This window comes from Fodinibacter luteus, from assembly GCF_039541575.1.
Lineage (GTDB): Bacteria > Actinomycetota > Actinomycetes > Actinomycetales > Dermatophilaceae > Fodinibacter > Fodinibacter luteus.
The window spans coordinates 15,833-41,436 of sequence record NZ_BAABGM010000003.1 but is presented as its reverse complement, the minus strand read 5'-3'; the positions used below and the strand labels follow the sequence as shown (position 1 = coordinate 41,436).

The 25,604-nt window shown below is 68.4% G+C and carries 24 protein-coding genes; 11 read left to right on the top strand and 13 right to left on the bottom strand.

Annotated features, from left to right (window positions below):
• Nucleotides 1-61: 61 nt before the first annotated feature.
• Entirely contained in the window at nt 62-775 is a 714-nt protein-coding gene (locus ABD899_RS02740) for a hypothetical protein (RefSeq protein WP_345202016.1), read from the top strand.
• 185 nt (nt 776-960) lie between these two features.
• Here the strand turns inward: ABD899_RS02740 and ABD899_RS02735 are convergent, their stop codons facing one another.
• A complete protein-coding gene (locus ABD899_RS02735; RefSeq protein WP_345202014.1) occupies nt 961-2,256 on the bottom strand; it encodes a serine hydrolase domain-containing protein in 1,296 nt (431 codons plus the stop codon).
• A 480-nt stretch (nt 2,257-2,736) separates the two neighbouring features.
• A complete protein-coding gene (locus ABD899_RS02730) occupies nt 2,737-3,555 on the bottom strand; it encodes a DUF6299 family protein (RefSeq protein ID WP_345202011.1) in 819 nt (272 codons plus the stop codon).
• Nucleotides 3,556-3,709: 154 nt separating this feature from the next.
• Between ABD899_RS02730 and ABD899_RS02725 the strand changes: the two genes are divergently transcribed.
• Together ABD899_RS02725 and ABD899_RS02720 are read left to right on the top strand one after the other, a co-directional pair.
• On the top strand, nt 3,710-4,915 hold the full coding sequence (locus ABD899_RS02725) for a S8 family serine peptidase (protein ID WP_345202009.1): 1,206 nt from the start codon (nt 3,710-3,712) through the stop codon (nt 4,913-4,915).
• A gap of 152 nt (nt 4,916-5,067) precedes the next feature.
• Complete coding sequence (locus tag ABD899_RS02720; RefSeq protein WP_345202007.1) at nt 5,068-5,460, top strand: hypothetical protein; 393 nt, start codon at nt 5,068-5,070, stop codon at nt 5,458-5,460.
• A gap of 132 nt (nt 5,461-5,592) precedes the next feature.
• On the opposite strand, the gene ABD899_RS02715 is transcribed toward ABD899_RS02720, so the two are convergent.
• On the bottom strand, nt 5,593-6,021 hold the full coding sequence (locus ABD899_RS02715) for a nuclear transport factor 2 family protein (RefSeq protein WP_345202006.1): 429 nt from the start codon (nt 6,019-6,021) through the stop codon (nt 5,593-5,595).
• 284 nt (nt 6,022-6,305) lie between these two features.
• Nucleotides 6,306-6,704 (bottom strand): nuclear transport factor 2 family protein, encoded by a 399-nt coding sequence (locus tag ABD899_RS02710; protein ID WP_345202004.1) that lies wholly within the window; start codon nt 6,702-6,704, stop codon nt 6,306-6,308.
• 915 nt (nt 6,705-7,619) lie between these two features.
• Between ABD899_RS02710 and ABD899_RS02705 the strand changes: the two genes are divergently transcribed.
• The 4 genes from ABD899_RS02705 to ABD899_RS02690 all read left to right on the top strand — a co-directional run bounded on the left by ABD899_RS02705 (nt 7,620) and on the right by ABD899_RS02690 (nt 13,108).
• The gene (locus tag ABD899_RS02705) at nt 7,620-9,044 is read left to right on the top strand and encodes a glycosyltransferase (RefSeq protein WP_345202001.1); all 1,425 of its coding nucleotides are present in this window, start codon (nt 7,620-7,622) and stop codon (nt 9,042-9,044) included.
• A gap of 1,046 nt (nt 9,045-10,090) precedes the next feature.
• Nucleotides 10,091-11,302, top strand: coding sequence for a DUF480 domain-containing protein (locus ABD899_RS02700; RefSeq protein ID WP_345201998.1), 1,212 nt, complete (start codon nt 10,091-10,093; stop codon nt 11,300-11,302).
• A 400-nt stretch (nt 11,303-11,702) separates the two neighbouring features.
• Complete coding sequence (locus tag ABD899_RS02695; protein WP_345201996.1) at nt 11,703-12,002, top strand: hypothetical protein; 300 nt, start codon at nt 11,703-11,705, stop codon at nt 12,000-12,002.
• Complete coding sequence (locus ABD899_RS02690; RefSeq protein ID WP_345201994.1) at nt 11,999-13,108, top strand: hypothetical protein; 1,110 nt, start codon at nt 11,999-12,001, stop codon at nt 13,106-13,108. Before ABD899_RS02695 ends, ABD899_RS02690 begins: the two co-directional genes overlap by 4 nt.
• Before the next feature lie 216 nt (nt 13,109-13,324).
• Here the strand turns inward: ABD899_RS02690 and ABD899_RS02685 are convergent, their stop codons facing one another.
• Both ABD899_RS02685 and ABD899_RS02680 read right to left on the bottom strand, forming a co-directional pair.
• Nucleotides 13,325-14,563, bottom strand: coding sequence for a hypothetical protein (locus ABD899_RS02685; RefSeq protein ID WP_345201991.1), 1,239 nt, complete (start codon nt 14,561-14,563; stop codon nt 13,325-13,327).
• Complete coding sequence (locus ABD899_RS02680; protein ID WP_345201990.1) at nt 14,560-15,096, bottom strand: SigE family RNA polymerase sigma factor; 537 nt, start codon at nt 15,094-15,096, stop codon at nt 14,560-14,562. Before ABD899_RS02680 ends, ABD899_RS02685 begins: the two co-directional genes overlap by 4 nt.
• Nucleotides 15,097-15,519: 423 nt before the next feature.
• Here ABD899_RS02680 and ABD899_RS02675 point away from each other — a divergent pair, with 423 nt between their 5' ends.
• On the top strand, nt 15,520-16,068 hold the full coding sequence (locus ABD899_RS02675) for a hypothetical protein (RefSeq protein WP_345201986.1): 549 nt from the start codon (nt 15,520-15,522) through the stop codon (nt 16,066-16,068).
• A 115-nt stretch (nt 16,069-16,183) separates the two neighbouring features.
• Here the strand turns inward: ABD899_RS02675 and ABD899_RS02670 are convergent, their stop codons facing one another.
• From ABD899_RS02670 to ABD899_RS02660, 3 genes are all read right to left on the bottom strand, one after another.
• Nucleotides 16,184-16,768: a dioxygenase gene (locus ABD899_RS02670; protein WP_345201985.1), complete on the bottom strand. Its 585-nt coding sequence runs from the start codon at nt 16,766-16,768 to the stop codon at nt 16,184-16,186.
• 498 nt (nt 16,769-17,266) lie between these two features.
• Entirely contained in the window at nt 17,267-18,505 is a 1,239-nt protein-coding gene (locus tag ABD899_RS02665) for a hypothetical protein (protein ID WP_345201983.1), read from the bottom strand.
• Entirely contained in the window at nt 18,502-19,038 is a 537-nt protein-coding gene (locus ABD899_RS02660) for a SigE family RNA polymerase sigma factor (RefSeq protein WP_345201982.1), read from the bottom strand. Before ABD899_RS02660 ends, ABD899_RS02665 begins: the two co-directional genes overlap by 4 nt.
• 359 nt (nt 19,039-19,397) lie before the next feature.
• Between ABD899_RS02660 and ABD899_RS02655 the strand changes: the two genes are divergently transcribed.
• The 3 genes from ABD899_RS02655 (at nt 19,398) to ABD899_RS02645 (ending at nt 21,464) form a co-directional block, all read left to right on the top strand.
• A complete protein-coding gene (locus ABD899_RS02655) occupies nt 19,398-20,018 on the top strand; it encodes a hypothetical protein (RefSeq protein WP_345201981.1) in 621 nt (206 codons plus the stop codon).
• A 301-nt stretch (nt 20,019-20,319) separates the two neighbouring features.
• A complete protein-coding gene (locus ABD899_RS02650) occupies nt 20,320-20,853 on the top strand; it encodes a GNAT family N-acetyltransferase (protein ID WP_345201979.1) in 534 nt (177 codons plus the stop codon).
• Nucleotides 20,854-21,203: 350 nt separating this feature from the next.
• On the top strand, nt 21,204-21,464 hold the full coding sequence (locus ABD899_RS02645) for a GNAT family N-acetyltransferase (RefSeq protein WP_345201977.1): 261 nt from the start codon (nt 21,204-21,206) through the stop codon (nt 21,462-21,464).
• Nucleotides 21,465-21,600: 136 nt separating this feature from the next.
• Here the strand turns inward: ABD899_RS02645 and ABD899_RS02640 are convergent, their stop codons facing one another.
• The 4 genes from ABD899_RS02640 to ABD899_RS02625 all read right to left on the bottom strand — a co-directional run bounded on the left by ABD899_RS02640 (nt 21,601) and on the right by ABD899_RS02625 (nt 25,414).
• The gene (locus tag ABD899_RS02640) at nt 21,601-22,053 is read right to left on the bottom strand and encodes a hypothetical protein (RefSeq protein WP_345201975.1); all 453 of its coding nucleotides are present in this window, start codon (nt 22,051-22,053) and stop codon (nt 21,601-21,603) included.
• Nucleotides 22,054-22,237: 184 nt separating this feature from the next.
• Complete coding sequence (locus ABD899_RS02635; RefSeq protein WP_345201974.1) at nt 22,238-23,371, bottom strand: glycosyltransferase; 1,134 nt, start codon at nt 23,369-23,371, stop codon at nt 22,238-22,240.
• 301 nt (nt 23,372-23,672) lie between these two features.
• Nucleotides 23,673-24,881: a hypothetical protein gene (locus ABD899_RS02630; RefSeq protein ID WP_345201972.1), complete on the bottom strand. Its 1,209-nt coding sequence runs from the start codon at nt 24,879-24,881 to the stop codon at nt 23,673-23,675.
• Nucleotides 24,878-25,414, bottom strand: a complete 537-nt coding sequence (locus ABD899_RS02625) for a SigE family RNA polymerase sigma factor (RefSeq protein ID WP_345201970.1) — start codon at nt 25,412-25,414, stop codon at nt 24,878-24,880. Before ABD899_RS02625 ends, ABD899_RS02630 begins: the two co-directional genes overlap by 4 nt.
• Nucleotides 25,415-25,604: the final 190 nt, after the last annotated feature.

Genomic DNA, 25,604 nt, shown 5'->3' with positions numbered 1-25,604 from the left:
ACGCACTGCGGCACCGGTGGGGAGCACGGTGGGCTGACACCCCTGCACCAGGAGGAAGACGATGACAACGACCCCACGACCCACTCTCACGCTGCGGGACAGCCCCGCACGTGAGCGCCGGCTGACCGGCCACGCAGCACTGCTCGGCCTGGCGATGTTCCTGGCCAGCCTCGCCACCTTCGCACCGGAGTCGGCACCCGACCCCGGCACCGCGACGGCCACCGTCGTCCGCCGCTTCGCCATCGACAACGCCGGCACGATTCAGGTCAACACGCTGGCAGCCCTGGCCACGATCATGCTCCTGGTCATCTTCGTGGCCATCCTGGCCCAACAGGTGCGTCAGGCACGACCCGCCTCGATCGGGCCCCCCGTGATGGTGTGCCTGGCCGGGGTCATCGCGACGCAGAGCCTGTTCCTCACCGCGGTCTCGTCCCTCTTCGCCCGGCCCGAGCAGCTCGCTGGAGCCACCGACGAGACGGTCGCCACCCTCTACCAGGTGACCGCCGTGGCCGAGTGGCTCTACACCCTCACCATCCTGGTTCCCTGCATGGCACTGATCGCCACCTACTCATGGCTGGCGCTGCGATGCCAACTGATCACCCGCTGGGTCTGCTGGGCCGGCTTCACCATCGCCGCAGCCGGCGCACTCACCACCATCACCCACATCGTCCCCACCCTCCAGCTCGACACCTTCCTCTTCCCGCTTTTCGGCTGGTGGCTGTGGCCAGGCATGATCGGCACCGCCTCGGCCATCCGCTGGTTCAGAAGTCGATAGAACACGGCCCGAGGCGCCGTCGATACCGCCCATCAGGAAGAGGGCCGCCGGCGTGGGTGACGCACCCCATCAAGTGCCCTTGTGCTGGCGGATCCGGGCGGCTTGATGTGCTTCCACAGACGGTTGTCGACCCTCCCGTCGTGATCCTTGTGGTGTGCACCGCCCTCCACTGCTGATCTGGCTCCTCATTCCAAGAGGCGTCCGGCGTTGACGATGTAGCGCACGTAGGGAAGGACGTCGACTGCGGAGGGGGTGAGGATCGCGACGCTGAGGTGGTGCTCGGGGTACACGGCCAGGACGCTGCGGTAGCCGACGAGCGAACCTCGCATACCGTGGCCCTCGATGTGCCACTTGAACCAGTAGGGCTGGGTGAAGTCGATGGTGGCCAAGCCGTACCCGGGGCCGACGTCCTGGTCGAAGTCGGTCAGCTGGGCGACGCTGTCCGGGGTGAGCACCTGCCCGCCATAGAGCGCGTACCCCCACCGGGCCACCGATGCCGCGTCGCCAGCGGCGCCGTGGGACGCGGCAATGGCGCTGGCAATGGAGCGGAAGGGCAGGTAGGGCCGGCCGGTCTGCCCCTGCGGTAGGCCCTCGTCCTGGCCGGGAGCGGCGATCGGCTCGGGCAGGGCCTGCTCGTCCTGGTAGGCCAGCCGTTCCAGGCCCAGCGGCGTCCACAGGTCGGCGTCGATCGCGGTGGCGATGCTCCGCCCGGAGGCCTTCTCGACGACGAGCCCGGCCAGGACGTAGTTGGTGGTGTCCTCGTAGAACTTCTCGCCCGGCGACGCGGTCGCCTTCGGCACCGGCGCGAGGAACTGTTCGGTCGACCAATGGGCCTCGGGGGCGGTGAACACCGTCGCGTACGGCTCCTGCCCGGGGTCGGGGATCCCGGCGCGGTGGCCCAGCAGTTGGCGGGTGGTGGCGCCGTTGGCCAGCTGCGGCACGGGCACGTACCTCGAGGCAGGGGCGTCCAGGTCGAGCTTGCCCTGCTCGGCCAGCAGCAGCGCCTGCGATGCCACGAACGTCTGGGTCACCTGGCCCAGCGACATGCCCGAGGCGGACTGCAGCCGGGCCCCCTGCCCGTCGACGCCGACGGCCGCGGTCCACACTCCGTCGGGTGAGACCACGGCTGCCGTCGCGCCGGGCATGAACTCCTTGTCAACCCAGCGCTGCATCTCGGCGAGCATCGTTGTGGCTCGCTCGGGCAGCAGCGCGGAGGTCGGCGCCGCTGGCCATGGCAGACCGGTAGAGGACTCCGCCGGAGACAGCGAAGGCGCGGTCGCCGACGAGATGGTCCCGCTCGGGTCTGCACCCTGCCCCGAGCCGGTGCAGGCGGCGAGCGCGAGGCCGAGGATCAGTACCGCGCCCGAACCGGTCAACCTCTCCGTGCGCACCTTGGGGAAGGCTCCCCGGCGGGAGGCTACCCCCTTGGTCAGCAGGAAGACGATCAGGAAAGCGGCCATCCCAGCGATCCAGAACCACATCGGATACTCCTTTGCTCGCACCGCCGAGGACGGCAGCCCACGGGAGAGACTCCCGACGAATCGGACTATCCAGTTCTGCCGCCCGAGACGATTGCCGTCTGTACCCGCCGGCACACGCGCCGGTTACGACGGCGCACACAACCCGACCGCAGGGGCACCCGCTTGCAGGTTGGAGCGGTCATGGGACCGGGGCGGGGCTCGCGCTGGTCTCCCTGGAACCGTTGGGCAACGTCGTCCGCAAGCAGGAGGCAACCGTGCGCGCAATCCGCGACGCTGCCGCTCGTCGTGTTCACCAGGACCGGGTGAGGGAACTGTCCGCCGCGGCCCGTGTTCGCTACGCCGATGTGCTCGAGCGCCTCGGCCGGTGACGTCCTACCTCTCGCTCGAGGATCCAGCCCCGAGAGTCTCGACAGGATCCCCGGGGCCGCCTACCTTTGGCGAACCATCCGGTGGTGGTGGGTCAGCAGTAGACCGTGGCTCTCACCGCTTGCCTTTGAGCTGGATGGTGGACTCGTTGAAGTACTCCGAACAGAAGGCCGCGCCGCAGGCCGCGGCGAAGGTCGCGCTGGCGGACTTGCCGCCCTTGAAGAGCCCGTTGTCGCCGAGCACCTCGATGGTCCACGGTCGGGTGGTGCCGTCGCAGGTGACTTCGGTGCCGCCGAAGCCGCGGATGAGCAGTCGTCCGACGCGCTGGGTGAGCTGGGCCTCGAGGAAGGCGAACTCGGCGTCGGCCCCGCAGGTGATGGTCCCGGACAGGATGGCCGATCCGGTCTTGGAGTCGAACTGGGCGGTCGGGTTGACCGTGACGTCGAGCGCGGGCGGCGGGGGCGCCACGCCGACGGTCAGCTCCATCAGGCCGCCGTTGCCCCCACCGTCGTCCTGGTCGTCGATGACCAGGATGGAGTACGTCTGGCCGGCCGTCGCCTCCCAGGCGGCGCCACCGGGCCCGCAGGCCAGGACCTCGAAGCTTCCCGGGGCGCCGACGGCCACGAACACGCCTGCGCTGTAGTTGGATGCCGAGGCGTCGGCCAAATAGGCCTGGTCGGTGGCTGAGGTGAAGGTGTACCAGACGCTGGCGTCCATGGCCGGTGCGCCGCAGGTGGCGTTCATCTCGGCGTCGTCGGCGTCGGTGGTCGCTTCGTTGGTGTCGAGCGAGGTGCTGAACGGGACGGCCGCGATGACCTCAGCCCCGCCGTAGACGTCGTTGCTCGGTGGGGCCGCGAGCGCCGGCGTGCCGGTGATCGCGACCATGGTCAGGGCGGCGGCGACCGCTGCTGCGAGACGTTGTGAGACCTTCACTGACCTACCCCTTTTCGGTCCGGGCCGGCCCACCGTCAATGCAGCCCAGGTGGGCCGCCGTAGGGGTCGGCTGCCCGTAGTGTGGCGTGCGTCACAGGGTCTACGCTACTGCTGGGGCATCCGGCGTGCGTCGGCTGCGGAAGGGGAGGGACCCGTGAGAGGCACCCGGATCGCCGTCGTCACGTTCGCCGCGTCACTGGCCTTGTCGGGTGGTGTCGTCCCCGCCCTGACCGCGGCCGCGGCACCGGGCCCCACCGCGAAGTACATCGTCGCCGTGCACCCGAGCGCTGATCCTGGGGCTGTCGCGGCAGACCACGAACGGTCGCGGGGGGCGTCGGTGACCCATGTCTACCGGCACGCCCTCACCGGGTACGCGGCGTCGCTGACTCCAGCAGCCGCGACCAGCCTGAGCGCGGACCCGCGGGTGGCCGCGGTCCTGCCCGACCGCGTGGTGCGGATGAGCGCGCAGAGCGTCCCGCCAGGCATCGACCGGGTCGGGGCCGACGACAGTTCAGCGGTCGCTGGCGACGGCCGGGGCGCCGTCGACGTCGACATCGCCGTCCTGGACACCGGCCTCGACCCCAAGCACCGCGACCTCAACGTCGTCGGCGGTGTCAACTGCATCCAGGGCAACAACTCCTACCTCGACCTCAACGGGCACGGCACGCACGTGGCCGGCACCGCCGCCGCCAAGGACAACAACATTGGTGTGGTCGGTGTGGCCCCCGGCGCCCGCCTGTGGGCGGTCCGCGTCCTGGACGCCGGCGGTAGCGGGTTGTGGTCCTCGATCATCTGCGGGATTGACTGGGTGACGGCCCACGCCGACACCATCGAGGTGGCGAACATGAGCCTGGGTGGGTCCGGCGGTGAAGGGTCGTGCACGGACCACGGCCTACGTGAGGCGATCTGCCGCTCCACCTCGGCAGGAGTGGCCTACGTGGTCTCGGCAGGCAACGCCGCCACCAACGCCGCGGGGTTCGTGCCGGCGACCTACGAGGAGGTCATCACCGTCTCCGCGATCACCGACTTCGACGGACAGCCGGGCGGTGTGGGCACCCCGACCTGCCAAATCGGCTACGACGACACCTTCGCCAACTTCTCCAACTACGGCCCGGACGTCGACCTGACCGCACCAGGGGTGTGCGTCACCTCGACCTGGCGCGGCGGCGGTTACCGGTCCATCTCGGGCACCTCGATGGCCAGCCCCCACGTCGCCGGCGCGGCGGCGCTCTTCCTGTCCACCCACCCCGGGGCAACCCCAGCACAAGTGCGCGCCGCCCTGCGTGACACCGGCACCACCAACTGGGTCGGAGACCCCGACACCACCCAGGAACCCCTCCTCAACGTCGCCAGCCTCTAGGACCTGTTACGAAAGTGACTGGTGGGGTTACGGCGTGTCCGCGGGATGAGGCGGGCCCCCCGGAGTAGCTCTGGTCGACGGTGTCCGTCACCGCACCCGAGCCGGGTGTCCGTGGGCGGGACGTCCCGGGCCGGTACGGGCCGTGGTGGCGGGTGTGTGCGCTGTTCGCGTGCTGGCAGGTCTTCGGGGTGTGGTCCCTGGTCGAGGACGCGCTGCGCGCGGCCGCCGACGCCACCGGGAAGCTGTCCTGGCAGGTGTCGGTGGACTCGACCACTGCTCGCGCCCACATCCACGCCGCCGGGGCACGGCGCGACAGCGTCGGTTCCGTTGCCGGAGAGCCGGATCACCACGCGTTGGGACGCTCCCGCGGCGGCTGGGGCACCAAGACCCACGCCGCCATCGACGCCGGTCGCGGGGTTCTGTCCTTCACGCTCACCCCCGGCCAAGCCGGAGACTCACCCGAGATGATTGCCGTCTTGGACGGCACCGGGGCACGGGCAACCTGGTCGCCAGGCGGCGTAGCGACGCACGTCGATCCGCGTTGATCTTGTCGGCTCTCTCCGGCCGCGTCCCGCCGAACACGCGGCTTCCCTCGGAAACGTTGGGTGGGGCTATGGTCGTGGACTCCTGGCGGGACGGCCAAGGCTTGACCAGGAACCCGGCTTCGTTGAGCCGGCTCAGTCCTTCAGTTGTGGGCGGTGGCCGGACTCGGCCTCGACGGCGTCGTTGATGTCGGCTCCGCCCTGCTCGACGAGCTCCGCGAAGAGCCGGCCACGGACGATGAGACCGTCCCGGACCGTGAACTGGGTGATCGCGCGCAGGTCAAACGGCTCACCCTGCTCGGTCGTGCCCCACCAGTGCCACTCGCTCCACACCATGTCCCCGTCCTGCACCGACGCAGGGACCTCGGCGCGCAAGTCGGGCACGCCGGTGAGGATTGCGCCCCAGTTCGCCTTCATCTGCGCCCGTCCGCCGAAGCCGCGGGCCGGATGAAAGGGCTGTTCGCTCTGGTAGTCCTCATGCATCAAGGCCGACATACCCTCGAGGTCGTGGGCGTTGGTCCGCTCGACCATCTGGCGGATGACCGCCAAACCGGTTGCTGCCACGTCTCGCTCCTTAGTCCTCAGTCACTCGCCCCCGCTAACAAGCGCCCACATCGGGCCGCACCCCACCACATCCGGACGGAATCAGGTCAGGCGGCCAACGTCAGGGACGGGCAACGTGCCGCGTGCCACCTGGAGCGTCACGAAGGGACGTTCCATCGTCCCGCCGTGGCCCCTGACAGGCAATGGTTCAGTTGGCATGTTCGAGGCAACATTCGCCTTCGGCTTCCTGCACCCGAGCGTCTTCGTGCGGAGGTAACACGCGCAGCGCCTCCGCGTCTCCTGGGTCAGTCAGGTGGTGCGCTCCCGTGCCGGTGCGCCACCTTCCACTGTCCATGCTCTCGCCGATAGATCTGCGTTGCCCGCACGGAGTAGGCGCGCGGCACCCCGTCGACCGACGCCGCCGTGTGCTCGAAGCCCGCGGTATAGGCCACGTCGCCCACCACCTCCGCCGCCATGAGCTCGAACTGGTAGGACGTGCAATCCGAGAAGTTGTCGGCGAGGTGGGCGAACAGCTGATCGAGCTCTGTCTGACCGTTGGCATTCCTCCAGGCGCCCAGCACAGTGACGGGATCGTTGCGTGACCAGATGGCGCGTCGCAAGGATGCATCACCGTTGTGCACTGCCACTTCGGCGTCCAGAAGGACAGTGTTCACCCAAGTAATGAAGTCCTCGTGCTCGGTCATCTCTCCATGCTTCACCTCGCAGCCGCCGCTGGCTATGGCGCAGGAGAGTTGGGGCGCTGACGCCCGGACGCGGCGCAATGACGCACTTCGGTGTCCCTCAAGGTAGGGACGGATCGGATCACTGGCCGAGTTCGTGTCGGCGTCACGGCCGGGAAGCTGTCGAGCGGGGTGTTTACCGACGGATCGCAGGGTTGGGTTGCCCACGAGGGGCTCGGACGCCGGCGATGACCGGAGGATTGCCTGTCGCTGTACGGCGGTGGATGATGATGGGATCTTCGTCGCGCTGGAGGTGCAGCATGCGCCGTGTCCTGTGTCTGGTCGGTTTCCACCAATGGGAGCACCACGTGAACCGGGAGAAGAGCGGGCCTGGCGGCGGGTACGACCTGTGCTCCCACTGCGGCCGGGAGAAGAAGTCCTACGAGGGCGGCAACCCCTCCTTCAAGGGACCTCTTGTCGGCTGAGTACCGTTCCAGGGCCCCGCTCCGACGGGTGGGTGGGGCGCCGTGTGGCAGGCGATCCGGTCACCGTCGATGAGCAGTTCGCGGCGCGCGCCGGCTCGTGGGCCAGCGCCATGGATTCTGCTTCGCGCCCGGACTGCAGTGCACCCCCTTTGGCGTCACACTGCGCCAAGCGGGGCTTTGACGCGGGTCCTAGGCGGGCTGCCAACCAGTCAGCGATCTCCGGCACGTCGAGCTGGCCAGCCGCCGCGCTGAGCGTCATGTCCTCGGCTTCGTCGAGGTTCTGCCCATGCCAATGGCTGCCTGTCATAGGCGCTTAGCGTGGCGAAGAGGTGACGACGTCGCCGTGGCCTCCCGGGTCCGCTCAACGCCGCTTGACAACCCGTAGGAACTCAGACCCGCCTCCGACTCGAGCGACGTCGACAGCAGGCCGGGCTCTCAGGTGGGAGAGTGGGGTATGCGTGAGGTTCGCATCGACCCGGTATCGCTGAACCGGCTGGCACGGCTTCTGGACGCGGAGCGTGCTGGGCGGCTCAACAACAACGTGGCGCTGGCACGGCGCATCCTGGATGGTCGGGTCGTGTGGAACGTGAACGCGACGGCCTCCGGTGGGGGGGTCGCGGAGATGCTCACGACGCTGTTGGCCTATTCCCGCGGGGCGGGGGTCGACGCCCGGTGGCTGGTCCTGGACGGAAACCCGAGGTTCTTCCGGATCACCAAGCGCCTGCACAACTTCCTGCACGGCTCACCTGGTGACGGTGGCTCACTGGGTGAAGCGGAGCGAGCGGAGTACGAGTCGGTCCTCGCCGGCAACCTGGACAACATGTTGTCCCTGGTGCGGGCTGGGGACATCGTGCTCTTGCATGACCCGCAGGCAGCAGGGATGGCGGATGGGCTACGTGCGGCAGGCGCGCATGTTGTGTGGCGGTGTCACATCGGCCGGGACACACCGACCGAACTGACCGACGCGGGTTGGGACTTCTTGAGGCCCTACGTGAGTCGGGCGGAGGCCACCGTCTTTTCCCGCGAAGCCTACGGTCCCCGCTGGCTTGATCGGCGACGCTCGCGGATCATCCCTCCGTCGCTGGACCCGTTCAGCACCAAGAACGTCATGCTGCCACCAGCCGATGTCGACGCGACGCTGCGCTACGCCGGCCTTGTCGACAGGCCCGCAGAGCAAGGCAGCCTCGCCTTCGGCCGGCGCGACGGCTCCACTGGTACGGTGCGCGCCCATGGCAACCTCGTGGTCGCCGGCGACGTGGTGCCAAGGGACGGGCGCGTGGTGCTACAGGTCAGCCGTTGGGACCGGCTCAAGGACATGGCCGGGGTTCTGACCGCCTTCGCCACCAACCTGTCCAGACTGCCGAGCGATACGCACCTTTGCCTGGCGGGGCCCGATGTGTTGGGGGTGAGCGACGACCCCGAGGGTGCCGAGGTGCTCTTCGAGTGCGTCGACCTTTGGAAGGCGCTGCCGATTCAGGCGAGGCAACGCGTACATTTGATGTCGTTGCCGATGGACGACGTGGACGAGAACGCCCACCTCGTCAACGCGTTGCAGCGGCACGCCACTGTCGTGGTGCAGAAGAGCCTCGTCGAGGGCTTCGGGCTGACGGTGACCGAGCCGATGTGGAAGAACCGTCCCGTCGTCGCCACCGCCGTCGGTGGCATCCAGGATCAGATCGTCGACGCGGAGAGTGGCTTGATGCTGGCCGACCCATCGGACCTGGGTGGCTTCACGGACCTGATCGCTGGCGTGCTCGATGATGACGACCTCGCACAGCGGCTGGGTGATGCCGCCGGCAAGAGAGTGCGTGACCAGTTCCTCGGTGACCGGCACCTCATCCAGTACGTGGAGCTGTTCAGCGAGCTACTGCCGGAGTAGCCCGAACTCCCGTCCTTGAGGGTGGGTCCTCCCGCCAAGGGTCGCGCGACGGTTGGGCTGGTCCACGCTCAGCACCGAAAGGGGCCTGGCGAATACCGGATGTGCCGCGGTGAGCAAGGTCGGCTGGCGAAATGACGCACTCTCGGAAGGTGACGGGAGGGGAGCTGATCGACCTACTTCTTTTCGTGTCCGACATCCTGACCCCAAAAGTCCAACGTGTGGTCTTCTTCCCAACTCTCAAAATCGGGGGTGGCGTCCACCAGCTGCTCTGTCTCAAGGACCAATTTGCAGATGTGACAGCGAAAGTCAATCGCCTTATAGCCGCGCGCCGTTCGCGTTCGGCCGAACTTGCCCTTCTCCACACGCTTCTCCGCGCGGAGTCGCGAGACACCGCCCGCGCCACACGCAGGGCACTTCCCGGGTCCACTCGTTCTCGTCAAAGTCGAGGTTCCAGAACGACTCAGACAGGTGAGCCTGTACCTCGACGACGATGACCGACGCGCCCTCGGTATGGACCGGGATCCGAAGTGAGCGCCCGCCGCATGAAGGGCTGACCCCTGCGTACATTGGCTCGTTCCCCGTTTTGCAGGGACACTCGTCATGCGCGGCGAAAGGGGGCACTGTGCGGCTGCTCGTCATCGGCGGCAGGCCGTTGGGAGGAGAGGAGGTCGACAGCCGCGAATTGCAGCACCGTTTGGGCGCGCGTGACGGAGGCACTCAAGACAGGGTGGGCGCTTTGCCCTGACGCCTACGCTGAGTGCGTGAGCGACGAGGCCGACGGTTTCGAGACCCGGCTGGGCTGTCATGGGGCCGGTGCTCGGTCGGGGTATCCGGCGTGTGAAGCGGGGGGTCTGGGCGTGGCGGCCTGGCTGGCTGATGGCGCCGGTCCTCGGCCGGGCCGAGGAACGGATCGAGTGGGAGGTCGGTTTCTACCGTCGCCGGGGCGAGGCGAGATGACGAACCAGAGCCCGCCCGATGACTAGCAGCACCGAGGCACGCTCGGCCGTGCCGAGAAGACACTGAGCTAACGGTCGGAAGGAGAAGGCATGCCGCCCCTGCCACACCTGGAGCCCACCGAGCAGCGGGTCCTCGGGGCCTTGCTGGAGAAGCAGGTCACCGTGCCCACCGGCTATCCCCTCACCGTCAACTCGCTGCGCACGGCGTGCAACCAGAGCACCAGCCGGGACCCGGTCGTTGAGTACGGCGACCAGACGGTCGAGTCCAGTGCGCGCGCGCTCAAGGCGAAAGGGCTGGTGCGGGTGGTCTGGGACGGGCGCGGCCAGCGGACTTTGAAGTTCCACCAGCTCCTGGACGAGGCGCTCAGTCTTGATCCCGGCGAGCGTGCGCTCATCACCGTGCTGCTGCTGCGCGGCCCACAATCCGCAGGTGAGCTCAGGACCCGCACTGAGCGGCTGCACAGGTTCACTGACCGGGCTGCGGTCGAGGACTGCCTGACCAGGCTCGCCTGCCGGGAGGAGCCGCTCGTCCAGGAACTCGCCCGGCTCCCCGGCCGGCAGGACCCGCGCTGGATCCACCTGCTCGGGCCGGTGGAGCTGCCTTCGGACGCGCACGCGGCCTCCGAGGCGGTCGACCTGGAGAGCATCCTTGCCGAGGGGTCGCAGGCTCGTGACGCCAAGGTGAGCGCCGCATACGACTCGCTCGCCGGCGATTATGCGACCAGGCTCGCCTCGGATCTCGACGACACACCCTTCGAGCGGTGGCTCCTGGAGCGGGTCGTCGATCTGGCGGGCGGCCACCCCGTGGCAGATGTCGGCTGCGGCCCCGGCCTGATCAGCGCCTACCTGCGCGACCACGGTGCTCGGGTAGTGGGATCGGACCTGAGTGCCGAGATGGTTGCGCAAGCTCGGCGCGCCCATCGCGACATCACGTTCGAGGTGCGCGACCTGCGTCACCTGATGCGCCCCGTCGATGCGGATGGGTGGGGCGTGGTGCTCGCGTGGTACTCCCTCCTACACCTCGCCGCGTCCGAGCTTCGCGAGGCAATCGTCGCCCTCGTTCGCCCGCTGCGCTCGGACGGCCACCTGGTGCTCAGTCTGTTCGCCGGTCCATCGATCAGGCACGTCGCCGAGCTATGGGACATCCCGATCGATCTTGACTTCCTCCACCACGACCCAGCCACCGTCATCGCAGCTGCAGAGGCGGCCGGCCTGACCGACCTGGAGTGGTACCAGCGCGGTGTCGTGCCCAGTGAGGGCGAGCCGGTCCACCGCTTCTACCTCATCGGTCGGCGCCGATGACCCCAGGCAACCCAGCCTGGAGCCCACGCTGTCAGGAACCGCCTCGGTCGGCGAGCACTTCAGCAGCGCGGCTCCTTCTGCGGCCGCGTCCACAGTGACGACCCACGATGTGCCATTGCGGCGGCACGAGCCTGGACAATCCGAGACAAGGCTGGACGGTGTCGTCCCTAAGTTGGCGATAGGCGGCGCTATGACGCACGTCGATGTTCGACATGTGAAGCCTGCGGAGAGTGGCTTGTGTCTTGCTTCTCCCCGGGGCTGCTCATCGTGTCCCCAAGGGCGGGAGTTCCCCGGTATGTGTCCCAACGCACTGATGCGATTATCGAACGGGCCCAGCCCGCGGCAGGTGGTCCGCGCGGGTAACGCCTACGTGCGTCTGGCGCCATGTCACACTCGAGCCATGACTGTCCATGTGATCGTCCGGCTGCCCGCTAGCGACGCGCAGGAGCTGACTGCTCTCGTTCAGAGCATCCACAGCGACGAGGACGTCGAGATGGTTCATCCCTTTGACGGCGCGACCGTCGCGCAGGTGCTCGTTGCACTATCCACGGCGACGCTGCCCTTCTTCCGAATCTGGGCGAATGCCCGCGTGGAGGCACGGAAGGGGTTTGTCGTCGTGCACGACGGAAGGGAGTTGCGGGGGTACACGGCTGACGAGGTTGAGCGGATCATACGGGTCGTAGCCCCGGAGTCTCAGTGAATTTGAAGCAGCGTCTGGCCATCGAGTTCGGCGACGATTGCTACGCAGGCGTCGAACCATTGATGGACACCGAGAATGAATTTCGCGTCAGCGCACTTTGGAATCACATAGGTCAGCACCTGGACGCGGATCTTCCCGTCCGCTCGCGCCCGGAGGTTATCCGCACGTCTCGCGCCTTTCCGCATACTCGCTGGACGTCACAGGCGGTCTCGGTGGTGCTCGATCAACATCTAATCGACATCTTCGAGGACATGACGCGGCCGATGGTCATCCCCTCCTGTCCGCAGGAGCTGGCAGCCGCGTACATGGGGATGGTGCTGGCGGAGAGGCTCTCGCTGGCTGGCAGGAATGCCGTAGCCAACGCCTTCGTGGAGATCTTCAACGCCGCCCAGAAGGACTTCCGGGACGTCACCGCGCTGTCGCGGGGGGCGTGGCAGCAAGGTGACATGCTGGTTCGTGGGCAATGGCTCTTCACCACTGCGCATGAACTGGTGCACGCGCTCCTGCACCACGCGAACTTCCTCGACCAATTGGACGACGAACTCGGGCGCGTTCAGTCGCAAGTTCTAATAGAACTAGGAAACTGGGTCCCGGCCGCCAACGACTCGCTCAAGCGCGAGCCGATCCTGCGGTTCTTCGCGTATGCGCATGGTGATCGCACGCAGGAACCTCGACAGACGGCGTCGGCCCTGACAGAGATGGCCTCGGTTCGCCTCTCTGAACCACGTTTCCGGCAGGAGGTCATCTGCGATTGGCTAGCCGCACGGGCGACTGCAGCGGAAATGCTGCACTGGACGCCGTACCCGATTGGCCTCGCCACGTGCGGACTTGCCCTCATACATCTCGCCACTATCAAGCAATTGGATTCTTACGCCGCTGAGTCCGCGGCGGCCTCCACAGATCACCTCGGAGAAGGCGCCCTCAGACTCGCGATTCTCAGAACGCTCCTGTACCTCAGGCCGCCTGATCCGGAGTCGAGCGGCCACCTGATCTCCCGCGCCTTCGGCGACGTCACGTCGGCTTACCTTGAGACGTACGCCATGGCGCTTCGCATCACGTGGAGGTCAGCCATCGACGAGATCGTCGAGGCCTTGGCCCGTAGGTGACAGTCCGATCGACGGGCGCTTGCGGAGGAAATCCCTGCGCTCCACGTGGAGGCCCTCACCGAAAGGAACGTTGTGTAACGGACTGGTGACGCGCACGATCGTCGCCCGAAGCATGTCGTCCCGACAGGCGGCTACTTGACGCATGTTGAAATCTGGCGCGGATACCGAGGGTGAGTCCGTGGGGTCGCCTTCTTCGGCGTTGATATGTCGGGAGGACTACTGCGATACCGGCGCCCGGGCGAACGCCCAGCCATCCCAGTGGGGGTAGTACGAGCCATCCGCCTGGTGGGGGGTGTCGGTCCGGGGGGCGAGGTCTACGACGCGTTGGCAGTCCCCGCCGTCGGCCGGGCAGCGCACCAGGTAGGTGCGGGAATCGCCGTCGACGCTCACCAGCACGGAGTCGTTGGACTCCCACCACACCCAGTACCCGTTCGAGTCGTCCAAGTGGATCGAGTTGTAGGAGGGCAGCACCTGGGAGAGGGACAGCGTGGTGACGTCTTGGGGTTCGAGCGAGGCGTCCGGCCCCACCGGTCGCACCCGCAGCTGGTCCAAGCAGCAGTCAGACGGTGAGTCCGATGGGACGGAACCGGTGACGACGACCTTGGTGCCGTCCGGGGAACGGTACGGGTCCTCGTTGTGCATCCACGGAATGAACTCCTCAAACGACTCCGGCGGGTCCCAGGGCCCGAAGGTTAGGTCGGTCGCCGTATCCGTGTTGGCGCGGATGTCCCACCGGGTGTTGTAGGGGACGGGGTCGGCCTCCGGGGCCCAGTAGCCGTTCCCGGCGGCGTCGATGCCCCACAGCTCGACTTGGCGACCGTTCACTGTGCGCGAAGCTAGGGCGGTGTTGGTCTCGGTGTCCCAGGTGAAGAACCGCGTGGTGCCCGGCACGTGAGTCACCCAGTACGCGATGCGGCCGTCGACGCTCAGGTCCGCCTCGAAAATACCCGACGGCACCGGAAGCAGTTCGAGCCGGCCTCCCCGGACTAACCCCCACTGCGACGGCCCAGCATCCTTGGCTTCGCTGTCGTAGCCGGCCACCAGGACGGTGTCACCGGCGGCCCGGAGGTTAACCGCGGCGTACGGGGCGGGAATCTGCTCACTGTTGACGTACAAGGTTCCGTCGTGCCAGTACGGGGTCGCTGGCGGTGCCCCGGCCGGGAGGGCGTCGATCCACTGCTGCAACTCGGACGGCGGCGCCCCGATCGTCGCGCTGGTGGTCGGGTTGGCCGGCACCGGCTCCAGGGCTGTCCCCGCCCGCCCGACCCAGGCGAAGGTGAGCCCGGCCAGGACCAGGACCAGTACCGCCGCGGCGGCCAGCGAGGCGACCGTTGCCACCCGGCGGCGCCGCGCCGCGCGGCCGGCTGCGAGGAGCTGCTCGAACTTAGGTTCGGGACAGGGCAGGCCCTTGACGCTGTTCTCCAGGGCTTCGCGGACCAGGCGCTCGGTGCTCATGTCGCCTCCTCCACCCGGGTCTGCGCGAACGGGTCCGTCGCTCGCAAAGTGGTGCCGAGCGCGGCCAGCGCCGCATGGGCGTGGGCCTTGACGGTACCGGGCGCGATCCCGAGGGTGTCGGCGATCTCGGCCTCGGACAGGTCGGCGTAGTAGCGCAGCACCACCACCGCCCGCTGCCGCTCACTCAACGTCTCCAACGCCTGCCACACGGTCTGCGCCTCCACCAGCCGCTCCTCGGGTCCGGCCTGGTCGCGCGCGCCGGGCAGGTCCTGCGGGCGCTCGGTGGGGACCTCGCCCGCGGAGCGGCGGCGGTGCATCGAGGCCACCTCGTTGGCCAGCATCCGCTGCACGTACGCGACCGGGCGGTCCGCGCGGCGCACCCGCTTCCAGGACAGGTACACCTTCACCAGGGTGGACTGCACCGCGTCCTGCGCGGTGTGGTGGTTCCCGGTCAGCAGGAACGCCGTGCGGTACAGGCCGGCGTGCCGCTCAGCGACGAACCGCACGTACCGCTCCTCCTCCCGCGCCCGCACACCGGCCTCCTGACCGCCCCCTCGCCCGCACCAGCGGTGCGGCGCAAAGGGTCTGTTACCTCAACGACGCATCGAGGGCGCCGCCGGGTTTAGTCTCCCGCCGGGCAACTTCGGATGACCAGCACTCCGCGCATCTGTCGCCCGCCACGCAGGCATTGACGCGTGCCACCTTCACCAAGGACGACGCCAGGTCCGGGTGCCAGCGGTCCCACGCCCGCCAGGTCGACCCGTACGGCCCACAAGCGACCCGCTGCCCGACGCTGGCCGGTGCGGTGCCCAAACCCCACGCCTCAGTGTTCGCGGCGTCAATGTGTTGGTGAGCCCTCCCCGATCCACCGCCCCGCACGACGACAAGGAGCGCGAGATGCCGAAGAACCCAAGGACCGCAGCCGGAACCGCCGCAAGGCACTGCTAGCTCTGGCCGTGGCAGCCCCGGTCCTGGCTGCGGTGGCGGTGCACCCCACCATCGCGGTCGGTGACCAGACCGCTCCCGTCGACGAGCACGGGGCGCACGCTGCGGGCATGGGGGCCCAGCTCGCCCAGGTGCGGGCTGCCACCGCCAAGTACCAGCGGGTCGCGGAGGCTGTGGCCGACGGGTACGAGCTCGGCTGGGTCAACGGCTCCGAGAACCGGATCGTCGCCGGCTGCGTCTCGCACCCCACCGCAGGGGCCATGGGCTACCACTACTTCAACGCCGTACTGATGGCCGACAACGCCGTCGACGCCCTGGAGCCCGAGGCGCTGGTCTACGCACCCTCATCCGACGGCCTGAAGCTGGTCGCCGTCGAATGGGTCGTGCGCAGCGCGGATTCCAACCCGCCCGGGGTCTCCACGCCCCCTTCCGTGCTCGGGATGCGCATGCACATCCTGGTCCCACCCCCCGGCCCGGCGTTCTACCTCACCCACGCCTGGATCTGGGCCAAGAACCCGGCTGGCATGTTCGCCGACTTCAACCCTGGCGTCAGCTGCTAACCACTGAACCAGTCGGTCCACCGTCACTGGGCTGACCCCTTCAACCCGACTACGGTCACCGGCCTTCGTGGACGGCGACCCCACCCACCCAGCCACATGATCACTCACCGTGAGGTCACCGACGGGGCCGTCCATGGGGATGGCGTAGCCGAGCGGGACGATGCTGCGGATCCTCGCGAGTGTGGTACTTCGCGCGCAGCCGTGCCTCGTCGACGTCGAGCTGTGCCTCGTACGTGCCGTCGGCGTCGGCCTGCCAGACGTCGAGCACGGCCCCGGCGATCGGCTCACCGGTCACTGACCGCACGGTGCCGGTGATGAAGAACGGGGTCCCCTCGATCCCGTCGGACATGTTCCACCCGTAGGGCGCGGGCGGTGAGCCGTTGATGTGGAACGGCCCGAGGACCGTCGCGGGCGTGGCGCCGGGTCCGAAGCGGTTGTTCATCTGGACCACGAGCATGCTGATCCCGAGGACGTCCGACGCGAGGATGAACTCCTCGCGTTTGTCGTCGCTGATCTGGCCCACGCGGGTCAGCCACTGGATCCCGGCCATCCATTCGTCCTCGGTGAGTCGGACCTCGCGTGCGAAGTCGTGCAGGTGACGCACGAGGCTGGTCAGCACCTCTGCCTGCCGGGGGTCGTGGGCCGTCGCCCATCGGTCGACGGCGAGGTCGGTGATGTTGTCTTCGGTGGCGTAGGTCATCGGGGCCTGCTCTGCTCGACGGGAACGCCGGGGTGCGCCGGGGAGGGCCCGGCCGGTCCAACGCACTCCGGAGGACTGGTGCGGTCTGGTGCCGAGGGGCTCCTCGGCTGGTCACACTCTGGCGTCAACGCGCATCGGGCTCACCCCCCCAGGCCACACACGGACACGGGTCGTCGCGGGGGCCGCGATTGCCCGGTCGGAGATGATCGGGTCACTGGATGCCGAGGTCGGCCCCCACCGACGGCTCGCCGTCGTGGAGGCACCGTCCGGCCGACCGAGCGATACGCGGCGCTATGACGCACCGCCGACAGACGGTGCCTCTGTCCGATCGGGGCCAGAGAACCCCCCGCATTTCTCAGCATCAACTCGGAGTTGACCCGGGGCGGTTCACGACCTTGGCCAGCCACGCCACCCCGCCCGTCAAGGCCAGTGATCAACTCGATAGGGCGAAGGTTCGCTCTGTCACCAGTTGGCGGTCGAGGATGACTTCAGGTCGTTCTACTGGGTTACCGGGGCGCGCGCGAATCCCCAGCCGCGCATCCAGTCCTTGAAGGACGAGTCCGTTGGGGCGGTGTCGGTCCCGAGGTCGGCGACACGCTGGCACGCCCCGCCCGTCGGCGAGCAGCGCAGCAGGTAGGTGTGGAGGTCGCCGTCGACGGGGAAGAGCAGCGACTCATTGGACTCCCACCACACCCAGTACCCGTCACCTTCGCCGAGAATGCGTGTGACGGAGTCTGCCTTGGGCAGCGCCAAGGTGATGACGTCCTCGGGTTCGACTGAGTTGTCCGGCCCGACGGGTCGCACCCGCAACTGGGAGGTGCAACAGTCCGACGGCGAGTCCGACGGGCCGGAGTTGGTGAACACCCTCTTGGTGCCGTCCGGGGAACGGTAGGAGTCACCTGGGTGCATCCACGGTGGCAACCCGTCGAAGAATGTCTCGGGTGCCTGGGCCCCGTAGGTCAGGTCGCTCGGGTGAACCGTGTTGGCGCGGACATCCCAACGGGTGATCTCGGGGTCGATCGGCTGGGTCGCGTCGGTCTGCCAGTAGCCGTTTCCGGACTCGTCGATCCCCAACAGCTCGACCTGACGGCCGCTCACCGTGCGCGACGCCAGGGCGGTGTTCGTCTCGGTGTCCCAGGTGAAGAACTGTTTGGTGCCTGGCACGCTCGTCACCCAGTAGGCGATCCTTCCGTCGACGCTCAACCCCACGTCGCCGGTGTCGGCCGAGACCGGGAGCGGTTGGAGCTGGTTGCCTCGAACGAGTGCCCACGTCGTGGGCGTGGCCCCGTCCTTGGGGTCGCCCTCGTGCCCGCCCACCAGGACGGTGTCACCGGCGACCTCGATGTCCACCGCGTTGTATGGGGCCGGGATGCGCTCCCCGTTGACGTGCAGGGTCCCGTCGTGCCAGTACGGCGTGGCCGGTGGCGCGCCGGCCGGGAGGGCGTCGATCCACCGCTGCAGCTCCGACCTGATCGCCGGCGGGGTCGTCGCACTGGTGGGGGACGGGTTGGCCGGCACCGGCTCCAGCGCCCGCCCGGCCCCGCTGGCCCAGGCGAAGGAGAGCCCGGCCAACACGAGCACCAGCACAGCCGCGGCGGCCAGGGCCGCGACCGAGACCATCCGGCGCCGCCGCGCCGCACGTCCGGCCGCGAGCAGCTGGTCGAGGTCGGGTTCGGGGCAGGTCAGGGTCTTGACACTGTCCTCCAACGCTGCCCGTACGAGGCGTTCGGTGCTCATGTCGCCTCCTCCGCCCGGTCGCTCGCGAGCGGTTCGGCGGCTCGCAAGGTGGCGCCCAGTGCGGCCAGCGCGGCGTGTGCGTGCGCCTTGACCGTGCCCGGGGCGATCCCCAGGGTGTCGGCGATCTCCGCCTCGGACAGGTCGGCGTAGTAGCGCAGCACCACCACCGCCCGCTGCCGCTCACTCAACGTCGCCAAGGCGTTCCACACCGTCTGCGCGTCCACCACCCGCTCCTCCGACCCGAGCTGCCGGTCCGCACCGGGCAGGTCCTGCAGCCGGTCGGTGGGGACCTCGCCCGCACGACGTGGGCGGTGCATCGAGGCCACCTCGTTGGCCAGCATCCGATGCACGTACGCCACCGGCCGCTGCGCACGCCGCACCCGCGACCACGACGCGAACACCTTCACCCACGTCGACTGCACCGCGTCCTGCGCGCTGTGGTGGTTCCCGGTCAGCAGGAACGCCGTGCGGTACAGGACGGCGTGCCGCTCCTGCACGAACCGCACGTACCGCTCCTCCTCACGCGCCCGCACCCGAGCCTCCTGACCACCACCTCGCCCCGCACCACCGGTGCGGGCATCAAGGCCTGCTACCTCAACGACGCATCGACACCGCCGCTGGGTTTAGTCTCGCGCCGGCCAACTTCCCCGCGCCAGCGAATCCACGCTCCCGAACCCGTCGCCCACAAGCGCGCTGCTGCCGCGATCGTGCCATCGCGCCCACCCGGCGTGACCGTGGAGGCGAGCAGGATGCGGCCACGCCGAACCAGCGTCCGACCCTGCTCGAGAACGTCTGGGCACGGGACCCTAAACCCCGGGGTGGCTTCGCGGCGTCTAGATGGCGGGGAACCGTCCCCGATGCAGCCGGCCTGCAACACGACAGGAGCGCGGACATGCCCAACCAAGCAGAACTCACACAGCAGAACCGGAACGGCCGAAAGGCACTACTCGCACTCGCCCTGGCAGCACCGCTCATTGCCGCGGTGGCGCTGTTCCCACCCACCGCCGTCGGCGACCAGGACCCGCCCGCTGTCGACGAGCACGCAGCCCATGCTGCGGGACTTCAGGACGAGCTCGCCCGCGTCCGTGCGGCCACCGCCAAGTTCCACCGGGTGGAGGTGGCGGAAGCCGCCGGCTACGAGCTCGGCTGGGTCAACGGCCTGAACAAGCGGATCGTCGACACCTGCATCTCGAACCCCACCGCAGGAGCCATGGGCTACCACTACTTCAACGCCGACCTGATGGCCGACAACGACGTCGACGCCCTCGAACCCGAGGTCCTGGTCTACGCCCCCGCACCCGACGGCGGGCTCAAGCTCGTCGCCGTCGAATGGGTCGTGCGCAGCGCACAGTCCAACCCCGTCGGCGTCTCCGAAGCGCCCTCGGTCCTCGGGATGGACATGCACATCCTCGTCCCACCCCCCGGCCCGGCCTTCTACCTCACCCACGCCTGGGTCTGGGCCAACAACCCCGCCGGGATGTTCGCCGACTTCAACCCCGAAGTCAGCTGCTGACCGCCAGGCCGGTGGCTGCCATCGCGGGAGGCCGAATGCCCGAGAGTCCGCCACGACATGGGGATTCGTCGTAACGGCGACGAGTCAATGGGACCAACTCGTGAGCCACGTCGGACTCAGCGCCACGGTCCACTGCCGACGGTGCGACGCACCGCTGGGGGGCTCCTTGACGCGAGACCGGCTGCCCGGTGATGGGTGGGTGCTCTCCATGGGAACCCGAACATGTCCGATCGACGCGAGCCGGACTCGGTCCCGCGGCGCACCATCAAGTCACCGCGGCCTCTGCCGTACCGTGGATGACGTGGAACTCGTCAGTGAGCGTCTCGTGCTTCGCCCGGCGAGCGAATCGGACCTCGACTTCTACGTCGAGATGCGCAACAGGCCGGAGATCCTCGCGCATCCGGACCAGGAGCCCAAACCGCGGTCGCTGGTTGACCGCCAGCTCCGGGGGTGGATCGACCGGTGGCAGCAGCACGGCTTCGGAACCTGGACCGTCTTCGATCGAGAGAGCGATGAGCGACAGGGGCGTGTGGAGCTCGACCCGATGGGCGCTGGTTGGGCGGGCATCTCGCCGGGTGAGATCGAAGTCGGGCTCATCGTCCATCCGACGTACTGGAACCGAGGCATCGCGACCGAGGCGGCGGGCCTTGTCGCGGTGGATTGCTTCACTCGAGCCGGACTCATTCGACTGGTCGCGCTGACGACGTCCGATAACAAGGCGTCGCTGCGCACGCTTGAGAAGCTAGGTATGCGCCGCCGTGGCGAGAGCCAGCACGTGAGTAACGCCACGACGTACGAGGTGTTCGAGCTCGCTCGGCCTGCTCCGCGGCCGTAGGTAGCCCACCCAGCGGCTTGCGCATCGCGCGGATGACGCCGATCTTGTCCGGCGACGTGACGATCTGGCCTCACCCTTGCTGCAGGGCCGTCGGGTGCCTCTGTCCTGTGCCGAAGGCTGCGGACATACTGTCCGGAGTGAGCACGAGTTGGACGTTGCGGCCTCTTTCGACCCAGGACGAGGCCCTGGTCGCCCAGGCCATGCTGGGGAACCTCTCAACTGGTCGGGAGAGCAGGTCACGCCGCACGACGTCCAGACCCAGCCGCAGCTCCGCCACTACACGGAACTCATGCCACAACGGGGCGATTTCGGCATCGTCGCCGAAGGCGCAGACGAGCCGATCGGCTTGGTTGTGGGCCCAGTACCTGGGAGCCGAAGATCCCGGCTACGGCTTCGTGGACGAGGCCACGCCAGGACTCTGCCTGTGGGTCGCGCCCTCCAGCAGGGGGTTTGGCGTCGGGCGCGGCCTGCTGCGCGCTCTGCAGGCAAAGGCACGCCACCGAGGCATCGCCCGGTTGAGCCTGTCGATCGAGCCCGACAACTTCGCCACCCCGCTCTACGTCGCCGAGGGATTCGCCCCGGTCGAGGGCCGCGAAGAAGACGGGTCATGATCTGGGTGTTGATCGCTGATCCGAGAGGATGACCGGCTCGCGGCGGTGTGACGCTGGTGCGATCCGCTCGCTCGTGCTTGATGCGGGAGAGGTTGGCCGCTGCCCCACAGCAATCGGTGCGGGGCAGGATCCGCGCCTACAACGAGGGTCCCGCCGAACCCGGCACATGGACGACCGGGGCCGTGACCGCCGCTCGCGCCAGTCGACCGGGCAGGTCCATCCGGAGCCAGCGAGACAGCCGCGTCGGCAGCGTGCAGACGAGGACGGCGTCGAACTCGGACTCGCCGAGGAGCTCCTGTACCCGGCCCACTGGGTCGTGGTCGACGATCTCTCCACGCGCCGTCACCCCGAGCCGCTTCAACCTGTCGAGCTCGTGCTCGAGGCGGCCTCCGGCCAGCGCATGGGCGATCTGCTCAGCGCTGGGGATGTAGCGGTCGATGGGTGGATAGTCCCACTGGGACTCCCCCTCACTGACCGAGATCGGTGCTACCACGATCATCTCGGCATCACCCTCGGTGTAGGGCGCGAGGGCCTCCTCGAGCTCGGGGCACCCCAGCGTCTGGTTGGCCACGACCAGGATCCTCGTCATGGCTCCATCATGCTCCCCAAGCGGCGCGAGGAGTAGGCGGCCGTCCGGTCCCAGGAACGGTGCCGGGCTCCGGGCGTCGGCGGCGGGATCCGCATCAGGCTCGGGCCGACTGATCGACAGGCGGCGCAGTGACGCACCTTGGAGATGGTGCTGGGGGCGTCGTCGCTCGATGGCGATGCGCGGGCTATGTCGTTAGGTCGCCGATCCCACGCTCGGCGTCGGGCATTGCCTCGATGGCGGTGCGCAGGCGGGTGGCTGCTTCTCGGTACGGCGGTTCGTGGAGGAGCTTGCGCAGGGCAGCGGCAACGGTCTTGGTTGTGGTCTCGTGCGGTTGGAGGCAGAGAGCGGCGCCGGTGGGGACCAGGCTGGCAGCGTTGAGCGGTTGGTCGGTGCTCTGGGGTAGGCACAACTGTGGGAGTCCGAAGCAGAGCGCGCCGAGCATCGTTCCCGCCCCGGCGTGTGAGACCACTGCTGAACAGTGGGGTAGCACATCTGCCTGCTGCAGGAACGGGTACGCGATCGCAGACTCCCGGAGCGGGCCGATCGTGGCTGGGTCGAGGTCAGGGCCGGTTGTGATCACGAGGTTGATGTCGAGTTCGTCAGCTGCCTCGAGCACTGCTCGGAAGACCCCGCGGGCTTGGTTCATGACCGTGCCGAGGGTGAAGTAGATCGTTTCTGGATGGGGCAGGGTGGCGATCGAGTTCGCGATGGACCCGTCGCCGGGCTCGCCGGCCGATGGGCGCAGAGGACGCACGTCACGCCAGGGCATCTGGGCGCGCGTGCGCATGGCGGGTGGACAGATGTCCAGGTAGGGCGCCGCGAAGACCGAATCGGTCGGGTCTACACCCACCGCGTCGGCCAGTGCCGACCCGATGACAGTGATCATCTCGTCGTTCTCGGCGTGCATGGGACCGTAGCCATGGGTGACGTGGGCCGTCCCGGCCCACGACGCAGCCGCCGCCGCTCCAAGCTCAAGGGGGTCATGCACCACCAGATCGGGCTTCCAGCTTGAGAAGAACGGCGCCAGCTCGCGGGCACGCACGGCGGCCGCAGCCCCGAAGAGGTTCTTTGCCGCGAACGCGTTCTGCTCCGCAGCCGGCATCCGGCTGATCATGACATCGCCCGGCAGGTGCGAATAGGAATCCGCGGCAGTGGGACCCGCAGCCACGGTTCGAACGCCAAGGCTCGAAGCGAAAGGCGCCAAGTCCGGCCCGGTTGTGATGACTGCCTCGTGGCCAGCCCGCTGGGCCGCACGAACCAGCGGCAGCATCGGCAGCAGGTGCCCGTACCCCGGCCACGCGCTGAAGAGGATCTTCATCGGCCCTCCTCGTCTCTTGTCCCTCGAGCAAGCCTTCGCCAAGGAGAGCCCAGCCGCAAGCAGTTGCGTCCAGCGCCCGTCGCCAATCGGTCGTCGAAGGACCCGGTGATCCGAGTCGGGCGCACGCCGAGGAGGGACGAGGCCAGCCATCCGTGCCGGGCAGACACATTCGCGAGCATGCCTTGATGCGGCGTAGTGACGCAGGTTCAAAGCTCGTGCTCTTGGGCGTAAAACGAGGTGCCCTGGCTCAAGCGTGCCCCTCCGGCAGGGAGGATTGGTCGACCCGACTGTGCTCAGCTGGCTACTGCGATACCGGAGCGCGGGCGAACTGCCAGGCACCGTTCTCCCAATTGGGGGTGTAAGGGTGTGTTTGGGTGTTCCAGGGGCCAAGGTCGGTGACGCGCTGGCAGGCGTCACCGTTTGCCGAACAGCGCAACAGGTAGGTGCGCAGGTCGCTGTCAATCGTGAACAGCACGGAGTCGTTTGACTCCCACCACACCAAGCCGTCGCCCAATGCGAAGCGCGCATCTTGCGGGAACTCTTTGGAAACCGCGAGTGTGGTGACGTCCTCTGGGGCGACCGAATCGTCCGGCCCGACTCGTCGAACCCGCAGCCGCCAGTCGCCCAGGACGCCTTGCGTCGGGTTCTCTCTCGGCACGGAGTCAGTGATGACCGTCTTGGTGCCGTCCGGGGAGCGGTACGCGAACTCTGGGTGCATCCACGGGACAAACCCGTCAAACACCTCCGGCGCGGCCCAAGGCTCGTCGTAGGACAGGTCGGTCGCAGTGATCTTGTCGGCACGGACGTCCCATCGGGTGAACGGGCCGGAGTTCGCGTCTGCCTGCCAGTAGCCGTTTCCGGCGGCGTCGATGCCCCATAGCTCGACCTGACTACCCTGCACGGTTCGTGAGGCCAGGGCGCTCTTGGTCTGGGTGTCCCAGGTGAAGAACTGCTTGGTGCGAGGTGCGTTGGTCCCCACCACCCAGTACGCGATTCGGCCGTCTACGCTCAGCCCCACCTGAGCGCCGGCCGGCGCCGGCAGTGGTTCGAGCCGGTCGCCTCGGACCAGCGCCCCCGGTGTTTCGCCGCCGGTCACCAGAACCTCTTCACCGGCGACCTCGATGTTCTGGGGTTTGTTTGGAGCCGGGATGTGCTGACCGTCGACGTACAGGGTTCCGTCGTGCCAGTAGGGGCTTGCCGGTGGGGCACCGGCTGGGAGGGCGTCGATCCACTGGTGCAACTCCGATGGCGGCGCCCCTATCGTCGCGGTGGTGGTCGGGTTGGCCGGCACCGGTTCCAAGGCTCGCCCGGCCCGCCCGGCCCAGGCGAAGGAGAGCCCGGCCAGGACCAGCACCAGCACCGCCGCAGCAGCCAGCGAAGCGACCATTGCGACCCGGCGGCGCCGCGCCGCACGGCCGGCCGCGAGGAGCTGCTCGAACTTAGGTTCGGGACAGGCCAGGTCCTTGACGCTGTTCTCCAGGGCTTCGCGGACCAGGCGCTCGGTGCTCATGTCGCCTCCTCCACCCGGGTCTGCGCGAACGGGTCCGTCGCTCGCAAGGTGGCGCCCAGCGCGGCCAGCGCCGCATGGGCGTGCGCTTTGACCGTGCCGGGCGCTATCCCCAGCGTGTCGGCGATCTCGGCCTCGGACAGGTCGGCGTAATAGCGCAGCACGACAACCGCCCGCTGCCGCTCACTCAGATCCTGCAGCGCGCACCAAAGGGCCGGTGCCTGCACCAGCCGCTCCTCCGGCCCCGCGTGGCGGCGCGCGCCGGGCAGGTCCTGCGGGCGCTCGGTGGGGACCTCGCCCGCGGAGCGGCGGCGGTACATCGAGGCCACCTCGTTGGCCAGCATCCGGTGCACGTACGCCACCGGGCGGTCCGCCCGCCGCACCCGCTTCCAGGACGTGTACACCTTCACCAGCGTGGACTGCACCGCGTCCTGCGCGGTGTGGTGGTTGCCGGTCAGCAGGAACGCCGTGCGGTACAGGCCGGCGTGCCGCTCAGCGACGAACCGCACGTACCGCTCCTCCTCCCGCGCCCGCACACCGGCCTCCTGACCGCCCCCTCGCCCGCACCAGCGGTGCGGCGCGAAGGCGTCTGTTACCTCAACGACGCATCGAGGGCGCCGCCGGGTTTAGTCTCGCGCCGGGCAACTTCGGATAACCAGACCTTCAGGTCTATTGGCTGTCACCAGTACGACCGTTGAGGCAGGCAGCCTGTGCCCTGAACGTCGG